The organism is Streptomyces sp. FH025, from assembly GCF_017427025.1.
GTDB lineage: Bacteria > Actinomycetota > Actinomycetes > Streptomycetales > Streptomycetaceae > Kitasatospora.
The window spans coordinates 1-9,373 of record NZ_JAFLNG010000285.1; the positions used below are offsets into that span (position 1 = coordinate 1).

Annotated in this window: 8 protein-coding genes; 2 read left to right on the plus strand and 6 right to left on the minus strand. The window is 72.1% G+C overall.

The window, feature by feature from the left end; all coding sequences use genetic code 11:
• Nucleotides 1-359: 359 nt before the first annotated feature.
• The 5 genes from ppdK to J0670_RS20485 all read right to left on the minus strand — a co-directional run bounded on the left by ppdK (nt 360) and on the right by J0670_RS20485 (nt 7,504).
• A complete protein-coding gene (gene ppdK, locus J0670_RS20465; RefSeq protein ID WP_207813085.1) occupies nt 360-3,068 on the minus strand; it encodes a pyruvate, phosphate dikinase in 2,709 nt (902 codons plus the stop codon).
• Nucleotides 3,069-3,631: 563 nt separating this feature from the next.
• Nucleotides 3,632-4,801 (minus strand): tRNA dihydrouridine synthase DusB, encoded by a 1,170-nt coding sequence (dusB, locus tag J0670_RS20470; RefSeq protein WP_207813086.1) that lies wholly within the window; start codon nt 4,799-4,801, stop codon nt 3,632-3,634.
• A 68-nt stretch (nt 4,802-4,869) separates the two neighbouring features.
• Entirely contained in the window at nt 4,870-5,649 is a 780-nt protein-coding gene (locus J0670_RS20475) for a DUF4097 family beta strand repeat-containing protein (protein WP_207813087.1), read from the minus strand.
• Nucleotides 5,646-6,296, minus strand: a complete 651-nt coding sequence (locus J0670_RS20480) for a response regulator transcription factor (protein WP_307806611.1) — start codon at nt 6,294-6,296, stop codon at nt 5,646-5,648. Before J0670_RS20480 ends, J0670_RS20475 begins: the two co-directional genes overlap by 4 nt.
• Entirely contained in the window at nt 6,284-7,504 is a 1,221-nt protein-coding gene (locus J0670_RS20485; RefSeq protein ID WP_207813088.1) for a sensor histidine kinase, read from the minus strand. Before J0670_RS20485 ends, J0670_RS20480 begins: the two co-directional genes overlap by 13 nt.
• Nucleotides 7,505-7,639: 135 nt before the next feature.
• Between J0670_RS20485 and J0670_RS20490 the strand changes: the two genes are divergently transcribed.
• Together J0670_RS20490 and J0670_RS20495 are read left to right on the plus strand one after the other, a co-directional pair.
• Nucleotides 7,640-8,173 (plus strand): hypothetical protein, encoded by a 534-nt coding sequence (locus tag J0670_RS20490; protein ID WP_207813089.1) that lies wholly within the window; start codon nt 7,640-7,642, stop codon nt 8,171-8,173.
• Nucleotides 8,170-8,550, plus strand: coding sequence for a hypothetical protein (locus tag J0670_RS20495; protein ID WP_207813090.1), 381 nt, complete (start codon nt 8,170-8,172; stop codon nt 8,548-8,550). Before J0670_RS20490 ends, J0670_RS20495 begins: the two co-directional genes overlap by 4 nt.
• Here J0670_RS20495 and J0670_RS20500 read toward each other — a convergent pair.
• Nucleotides 8,547-9,373, minus strand: an 827-nt coding sequence (locus J0670_RS20500; protein WP_207813091.1) for a helix-turn-helix transcriptional regulator, incomplete at its 5' end; no start/stop codon positions are given. The two genes, J0670_RS20495 and J0670_RS20500, sit on opposite strands and share 4 nt — an antisense overlap.

Consider the following 9,373-nt stretch of genomic DNA (forward strand, 5'->3'; position numbering starts at 1 on the left):
CGCCGCGGTGGCGGTGGCGCTCGCGGCGGCCTTGGGGTGGCTGCTGCCGCCCTTGCCGGCGAGCAGGTACCCGATGCCGGCGACGAGGGCCAGGATCAGGACGGCCACGACGACGAGCGGGTTTTTACGTCTGGTCATGGGCTCCAGCTTGGCAGGCGCCCTGGCCCCGGTGGGCCAGCTACACGCGTGGCCGACGCCACACGAACGTACGGCCGGGCGGGAACGGACGCCGTTGTCCGTTCCCGCCCGGCCGTGTCACGTACGCCGGTTCTCCTGCGCCGAGCTCCGGTGTACGCCCTCCCGACGGGAGGGTGAGCGGTCAGTCCTACCCGCGCGTGAGAAGGGGATGCCTACCCTGCTCAGCGCGAGTCGCTGCCCGCCGACTCGATGGCGGCGCGGCCGGCCTCCAGGCGCGCCACCGGGATCCGGAAGGGGGAGCAGGAGACGTAGTCCAGCCCCACCTCGTGGAAGAAGTGGACCGAGTCCGGGTCGCCGCCGTGCTCGCCGCAGACGCCGAGCTTGAGGTCGGGGCGGGTGGCCCGGCCGGCCTCGACGGCGTGCTTGACCAGCGAGCCGACGCCGTCGCGGTCGATGGTCTCGAACGGGGAGACCCCGAAGATGCCCTTCTCCAGGTAGGCGGTGAAGAACGAGGCCTCCACGTCGTCCCGGGAGAAGCCCCAGACCGTCTGGGTCAGGTCGTTGGTGCCGAAGGAGAAGAACTCGGCGGCCTCGGCGATCTGGCCGGCGGTCACTGCGGCGCGCGGCAGCTCGATCATGGTGCCGAGCTTGATGTCCAGCTTCACGCCGGTGGACTGGGCGACCTCGGCGAGCACCCGCTCGCACTCGTCGCGGACCAGTTCCAGCTCCTGGACGGTGCCGACCAGCGGGATCATCACCTCGGGGCGGGGGTCCCCGCCGGCCAGCTTGCGCTCGGCGGCGGCCTCGGCGATGGCCCGGACCTGCATGCCGAACAGGCCGGGGATGACCAGGCCGAGGCGCACGCCGCGCAGGCCGAGCATCGGGTTCTGCTCGTGCAGCTTGTGCACCGCCTGGAGCAGCCGCAGGTCGTTCTCGTTCGGGTCCTTGCGGGCCTCGGCGAGGGCGACGCGCACCGACAGCTCGGTGATGTCCGGCAGGAACTCGTGCAGCGGCGGGTCGAGCAGGCGGACGGTGACGGGCAGGCCGTCCATCGCCTGGAAGAGCTCCAGGAAGTCGCCCTTCTGCAGCGGCAGCAGGGTGGAGAGGGCGAGCTCGCGGTCCTTGTCGTTGTCCGCGAGGATCAGGTGCTCGACCTCCTTGCGGCGCTCCTCGCCGAGGAACATGTGCTCGGTGCGGCACAGGCCGATGCCCTGGGCGCCGTAGCGGCGGGCGCGCGAGCCGTCCTCGGCGTTGTCGGCGTTGGCGCGCACGGCCAGCCGGCGGCGGCCGTCGGCGTGCGACATCAGCCGGTGCACGGCCTGGACCAGGCCGCCCTGGACGTCGGCGCCGGCGTGCAGGGTGCCCTCGAAGTACTCGACCACGGGGGACGGCAGGACGGGCACCTCGCCGAGGTAGACCTTGCCGGTGGCGCCGTCGATCGAGACGACGTCGCCCTCCTCGACGACCAGGCCGTCGGCGGTGGTGAAGCGGCGGGACTTGGTGTCGACCTCCAGCTCCTCGGCGCCGCAGACGCAGGTCTTGCCCATGCCGCGGGCGACCACGGCGGCGTGCGAGGTCTTGCCGCCGCGCGAGGTGAGGATGCCCTCGGCGGCGATCATGCCGTCCAGGTCGTCCGGGTTGGTCTCGCGGCGGACCAGGATGACCTGCTCGCCGGAGCGCGACCACTTGACGGCGGTGTAGGAGTCGAAGACGACCTTGCCGATCGCGGCGCCGGGCGAGGCGGCCAGGCCCCAGGCGATCTGCTTGGACTCGGCGGTCGGGGCGAAGCGCGGGAACATCAGCTGGGCCAGCTGGCCGCCGGTGACCCGCATCAGGGCCTCGTCCAGGTCGATCAGGCCCTGGTCGACCAGCTGGACGGCGATCCGGAAGGCGGCCGCGGCGGTGCGCTTGCCGACGCGGGTCTGGAGCATCCACAGCTTGCCGCGCTCGATGGTGAACTCGATGTCGCAGAGGTCGCGGTAGTGGTTCTCGAGCTTCTGCATGATCGCCATCAGCTCGTCGTACGACTTCTTGTCGAGCTTCTCCAGCTCGGCCAGCGGCAGGGTGTTGCGGATGCCGGCGACGACGTCCTCGCCCTGGGCGTTGGACAGGTAGTCGCCGTAGACGCCCTGGGTGCCGGTGGAGGGGTCGCGGGTGAAGGCGACGCCGGTGCCGGAGTCCTCGCCGAGGTTGCCGAAGACCATGGTGCAGACGTTGACCGCGGTGCCGAGGTCGTTCGGGATGCGCTCCTGGCGGCGGTACAGCCGGGCGCGGTCGCCGTTCCAGGAGTGGAAGACGGCGTGGATGGCGAGGTCCATCTGCTCGCGCGGCTCCTGCGGGAAGGGCCGGCCGGTCTCGCGCTCGACGATGCCCTTGAACACCTCGACCAGTTCGCGGAGGTCGGCGGCGTCCAGGTCCAGGTCGTTGACGGTGCCCTTGGCGTGCTTGGCCTCGTCCAGGGCCTCCTCGAACAGCTCGCCGTCGACGCCCAGCACGGTCTTGCCGAACATCTGGACCAGGCGGCGGTACGAGTCCCAGGCGAAGCGCTCGTTGCCGGACTGCGCGGCGAGGCCGGCCACCGAGGCGTCGGAGAGGCCGATGTTGAGGACGGTGTCCATCATGCCGGGCATGGAGAACTTGGCGCCCGAGCGCACGGAGACCAGGAGCGGGTTGTCGGCCTGGCCGAGCTTCTTGCCCATCTCCTGTTCGAGGGCGTCCAGGTGGGCGCTGATCTCCTCGTGCAGCGAGGACGGCTCGCTACCGGTCTCCAGGAAGACCTTGCAGGCCTCGGTGGTGATGGTGAACCCCGGAGGGACGGGGAGGCCCAGGTTGGTCATCTCGGCCAGGTTCGCGCCCTTGCCGCCAAGAAGATCCTTGAGGTCCTTGTTTCCTTCGGTGAAGGAGTAAACAAACTTCTGCTGGGACGGCACGGGTCGGTCTCCTCGTACGCGGTTGCCCTGACGCCGGAGAACATACCCATTTCGAAGGCACTTCTCTGCCCTGAATAGGCCACGCGAGGCTGGTACTGATCGGTAACCCGATAGATCGAATGCACATAAAGGCATTCACCTCTGTTGGTGAAATCGTCCGCCTGACGCGAGCCAGTGTTCAAGTCTTGAAGGCGTCGAAACCCGGAGATCACCGATCCGGACGCTGGGTAGCGGCCGCGGGTCCGTCGCGTTGCCCCGGCTTGATTTCCTGCACCCGGATCGACCGATCGGCACCCGATCGACTTCGGGAAGCGATTCACAGCCGACCTGTCCATTTCGTCCACCGACCGGCCATCAGTCTCCACCGTATGTGGCAAGCGTCACCAGCGCATCCCGCAGGTCCACGGCGGCCCATCCTCGCCGATCACCACGCTCCGTCCGCGATCACCTCCAGTACGTGACGGACGGGTGCCAAAAGGGAGCCCTCCTGTCCAGGATGGACAAGAGGGCCAGGACCGGGTGGCAATCGGGCCCCGAGGGCCCATTTCGCCACTATGGACAGATCATCCGCCAGAGGTGTCCGATTCGGCGTCCGCACCCGGTCGGGCGCAGTCATACGGATCGTCCAACCAGCCCTCCGGCAGGACCACCCTGCCGTTGCCGCTGGTGCGCCCGCGCGGGCCGTCCGCGCCGACCGGCCAGGCCTGGGTCTGCTCGACCTGGTCGAGGGTTTCGGCCAGCTCGGCCAGCGAGGAGGAGTTCGCCAGCTTCACCCGCAGCTCGGAGCCGACCGAGAAGCCCTTGGTGTACCAGGCGACGTGCTTGCGGAAGTCGATCACCCCGCGCGCCTCGTCCCCCAGCCACTCGCCGAGCAGCTGCGCGTGGCGCACCATCGCCCGGGCCACGTAGCCGAAGTCGGGGCGGGCGTAGTCGACGTCCCCCTCGAAGATCGAGACCAGGTCCCGGAACAGCCACGGCCGGCCCAGGCAGCCGCGGCCCACCACGACGCCGTCGCAGCCGGTCTCGCGGACCATCCGCACCGCGTCGTCGGCCGACCAGATGTCCCCGTTGCCCAGCACCGGGACGTGCGCCGGGACGGACTCGCGCAGCCGGGCGATCGCCGACCAGTCGGCCGTCCCGCCGTAGTGCTGGGCGGCGGTGCGCCCGTGCAGGGCGATCGCGGCCACGCCCTCCTCGGCGCCGATCCGGCCGGCGTCCAGGTAGGTGAGGTGGTCGTCGTCGATGCCCTTGCGCATCTTCATGGTCACCGGCAGGTCGCCCGCGTTGGCCACCGCCTCGCGCAGGATCTCGCGCAGCAGGTTGCGCTTGTACGGCAGCGCCGAGCCGCCGCCCTTGCGGGTGACCTTGGGGACGGGGCAGCCGAAGTTGAGGTCGATGTGGTCGGCCAGGCCCTCCTCGGAGATCATCCGGGCGGCCTTGCCGACGGTCTCCGGGTCCACCCCGTACAGCTGGATCGAGCGCGGCTTCTCGCTCGGGTCGAACTTGATCAGCTGCATGGTCTTGGCGTTGCGCTCGACCAGCGCCCGGGTGGTGATCATCTCCGAGACGTACAGGCCCTTGCCGCCGCTCTGCTCGCGGCAGAGCGTGCGGAACGGCGCGTTGGTGATGCCGGCCATCGGCGCCAGCACGACGGGCGGCCACACCCGGATCGGGCCGATGTCCAGCGGCGCGAACTCGGTCTCGGGCGCGGTGGGTGCGGGCGTGGCTGTCATGCGCGGCTGACCTCGGGTAGGGGGACGGGACTCTCCATTGTCCCCCACCCGGGTGAGCGGCCCCGCTGCTACCGGTCCCCGCCGAGGGCGTAGCCGATCTTCAGCTCACCCGAGCCGACCTCGGCCACCAGGCTGTTCGGGCTGGAGGCGTCACCCAGGGCCGGGTCGATGCTGCTGCTGCCGGAGCCCGTCCGGCCGCTGATCCGGTAGTGGCTGCCCCTCGGCACGGTCACCGTCACCAACCCGGAGCCGGTGCTCACGGAGACCTCTCGGGGTGCGCCGGCGAAGCCCAGGTCCACGGCGCCCGAGCCGCTGCCCACATCCACCCGCTCCGAGTCGAGCTCGGTGCCCTGCACCATGCCGGAGGTCGTCCGGGCGTGCACCTCACCGGAGAGGCGGCGCAGGTAGATCGCCCCTGAGGTGCCCTCCAGGTGGACCGGCCCGGTGAGGCCGTCGACCTCGACGCTGCCGGAGGTCACCTCGCCGGTCACCTCGGTGCCGGGCGGCACCTCCAGCTCGATCTGGGCGCCGCAGTTGTAGAAGGGGGGCGTGCGACGGCACGTCACGCCGACGTCCATCACGCCGTCGACGACTCCGGTCCGCACCTCCGGCTCGCTCACCATCCAGTCGAGGGTCTTGCGCAGCAGCACGCGACCGTCCGCGCCCGTCTTGATCCGTACGTACGCGCTGCCCGTCTCCAGCCGGAGCCGGTGGACGGCTTCGGGGTACTCCGTCTCCTCGGTGCGCTGCTGCCTGGCCACCAGGGAGAGGGTCTGCCCCGCGCCCATGACCAGCACGAACACCACGGCGACCACTCCGGTGAGCCGCCAAATTCGGGCGGCCCTCACGCTCCCCCCACCTCCAGAAAGCGCAGCACCGCCATCACCCGGCGGTGGCTGTCGTCGGCCGGCGGCAGGTCCAGCTTGGTGAAGATCGAGCTGATGTGCTTGGCCACCGCGCTGTCGCTGACCACGAGGGAGGCCGCGATGGCCGCGTTGGACCGGCCCTCCGCCATCAGTGCCAGCACGTCGCGCTCGCGCGGGGTCAGCTTCTCCAGCGGGTCCAGGCGGCGGCGCACCAGCAGCTGGGCGACGACCTCCGGGTCCAGCGCGGTGCCGCCCGCGGCGACCCGCTGGAGCGCTTCCAGGAAGTCGTCCACGTTGGCGACCCGCTGCTTGAGCAGGTAGCCGACGCCGCTGGTGTTGGTCGCGAGGAGGTCGGCGGCGTACCGCTCCTCGACGAACTGGGAGAGCAGCAGCACCGCGACCTCCGGCCACTGCCGCCGGATGATCATCGCGGCCTTGACACCCTCGTCGTGGAAGCCCGGGGGCATCCGGACGTCCGCGACCACCACGTCCGGGCGGTGCTCCTCGACGGCGGCCAGCAGTTCGGTGGCGTCCCCGACCGCGGCGACGACCTCGAAGTCCACCGCCTCCAGGACCTTGACCAGACCGGCCCTCAGCAGGACCGAGTCCTCGGCGATCACAGCGCGCACGGCAACTCCACGGTGATGGTGGTGGGGCCCCCGAGGGGGCTCAGAACGGACAGCGTGCCGTCGACCGAGGCGGCACGCTTGCGCAGGCCGGTGAGCCCGGTGCCGCGCGAGGCGTCCGCGCCGCCCACGCCGTCGTCGCTGACGACCAGGCGCAGTCGGCCGCCGGCCGTCCGCACCGACACGTCGCAGCTCTTGGCGCGGGCGTGCTTGGCGACGTTGGTGAGCGCCTCGGAGACGGTGAAGTAGGCGACCGCCTCGACGGTCGGGGCGATCGGCTCGCCGAGCTCGACGTCCAGGCGCACCGGCAGCGGGGCGCGGGCGGCGATGCCGGACAGCGCGGCGTCCAGGCCGCGGTCCTCCAGGACGGCCGGGTGCAGGCCGCGGACCAGGTCGCGCAACTCGTCGATGGCCGCCTGGGCCTCCTCGTGCGCGTCCACGATCACCTGCATCGCCTCGGGCGGGGCGTCCTTGAGGGTGCGCCGGGCCAGGCCGAGGTTCATCGCGAGGGAGGTGAGGCGCTGCTGGGCGCCGTCGTGCAGGTCGCGCTCGATCCGGCGGCGCTCGGCGTCCACCGCGTCGACCAGGCCGGCCCGGCTCTCGGCGATCTCCTCGACGCGGCGCTCCAGGGCCTCCGCGCGGTCGGGGCCGAGCAGCTTCCGCGCCGCGAAGACCTCCAGCCAGGCCACGACGGCCGTCAGCCAGGGCGTCACCACCAGCAGCAGCATCCCGGCCACGGTCAGCGCCACGTCCAGCCCGGCCAGCCCGGTGCGCACCGCGGTGTCGGTCGGCAGCACCCAGACCCAGGCGTACACGGTGGTCAGCGTCAGGGCGACGCCCCAGAGGTAGACGACACTCAGGGCGAGGACCGCCAGGGCCGGCCCGACCAGCAGGTGGTGGGCGAGTTGACGCCAGTTCAGACCGAGGCGCAGCGGCCCCAGCCGCCAGGTGGAGCCGGCGCCGGGCGGCGGCACCTCGACGCCGTTCAGGGCGCGCAGCCGGCCGCGCTGGACGGCGGTCAGCGGGCGGGCGCAGCACAGCACGATCGCGAGGACGGGGAGGATCAGGTCGGGCTCGGTGACGGCCAGCCAGACCGGCAGGGCGATGGGTATTCCGGCGCCTATGAAGCGGGTCTCCCGCCAGGCCTCGGACGACCACGGTGGGCGCCCAAGGCTCCTGACGAGTGCTCGGCGCAACGTGGTGGAGGGCATGGCCGACAGCGTAGGACCCGGTGATCAACGGCCGCCATGAAGGGGGGTTCCGTCCGGGGGTGTAGCTAGCTACACCCCCGATTCGGTGTGGGGCACCACTGACAGCGACCCCGGTGCGGCGGAAGGCTTGGGGACATGACGAGCACCGCATCGCACTCCGCCACTCCGCCGCACGGGCGGCCCGTCCCCGGGGACCACGGGGGTGTTCCCGGGGGCGCGCTCCGCCCGGCGCCGGGGCCGGAGGGGACGCTGCCGGCCGGGGCCGGGCCCTGGTCGGTCCGCAGCGTCGGGTCCGGCCGCGGCCGGGCCGCGCTGGAGCTGTACCAGCACGGCGAGTTGACGGACGTCCTGGTCGCCGCCCGGCTCACGCCGCAGCTGGTGCGCGGCGCCCGGCGCAGCCCGTCCGCCGGGCGGGGCTGGCACGTGCTCGCCTGGGGCCGGCTGGCGGCGGACGGCGCCGCGCCCTCGGTGGTGTTCACCGGCGGGCGGCGGCCGTTCCGTACGGTCCGGGCGGCCGCGGCGGGCGAACTGGTCACGGTGGCCGGGCGGTTCTGGCTCGCCTCGGCCGAGGGTCCGTACGACACGGTGCTGGTCGAGCACCCTTCGGGCGGGCCGACCGAGCGGCTGTCTCTGGAGCGGGTGCGGGAGCACGGCGAGGTGGGCGCATGAGCATCGCCCTCGTCTCCGGCGCGCAGCCGTACGTCCTGCCGGAGCGGTTCCGGAAGGTGCCCGCGCTGGCGGCCGTCGCGCTGCTGCCCTGGCTGGCGCTGCTGGCCCTCGACCACGAGACCCCGTGGGTGGTGCTGGACCTGACGGAGTTCGCCGCCCTGCTGTCGCTGGACGCGCTGCTGCGCCGGCGCAGTGCCGCCGCCCTGTGGGCGGGTGGGGCGGCGGCGCTGCTGCTGGCCGGGGACGCACTGGTGGACATCGCCTGCGCCGGGCCGGGGCACGCGGTGCTCGCCGCCCTCGTGATGGCGTTCTGCATAGAACTGCCGCTCGCGGCGGTCTGTTTGGCGCTCGGGCGGCAGTCCTCGATATCCGGCTAGTTCGTCGGCAGTCGGTCCATCAGCGCGCGGGTCTCCTCGTCCAGCGGGGTGTAGCTGATCATGCGGGTGCCGAGGCCGGGGCTGAGCCAGAAGTTGGTGTACTCGCAGCGCAGCAGGCCGACGCCCGGCACCTGGAAGCGTTTGATCCCGTTGCTCGGCCGCATCACCTCATGCCGCTGCCAGACCTCCGCGAAGTCCGGGGAGGCCTTGAGCAGCCGGGCCAGCAGCGCCTTGCGGGCCGGATCCGCGCTGTGCTCGGCCATCGCGGCCCGGAACCGGGCCACCATGCCGAGGCGCTCGGTGCGGTAGTCGATCAGCACCTCGCGGAAGTGCGAGGGGGTGAACGCCATCCACATCAGGTTCCGGTCCTCGGGCGGCAGCTCGCCCAGGTCGCCGACGATGGCGGCGTACTGCGGGTTGTGCGCCAGGACGTCGTAGCGGGAGTTGAGCGCCACGGCCGGGTACGGCGCCAGTTGCTCCAGCACCAGGCGCACGCTCGGGGTCACCGAGGGGCACTCCTTCACCGGCGCCGGGTCCTCCGCGCCGGCCAGGGTGAACAGGTGCGCCCGCTCGCTCGGGTCCAGCAGCAGCGCCCGGGCCACCGCGTCCAGCACCTGGGTGGACACCTGGATGTGCCGCCCCTGCTCCAACCACGTGTACCAGGTCACACCGACGGCGGCGAGTTGCGCCACCTCCTCCCGGCGCAGGCCGGGCGTACGGCGGCGGCCGGTCATCGGCAGGCCCACCTGCTCGGGCGCGATGCGCTCGCGGCGGCTGCGCAGGAACGCCGCCAGGTCGTGCCGGCGGGCATCGTCGGGGGTGC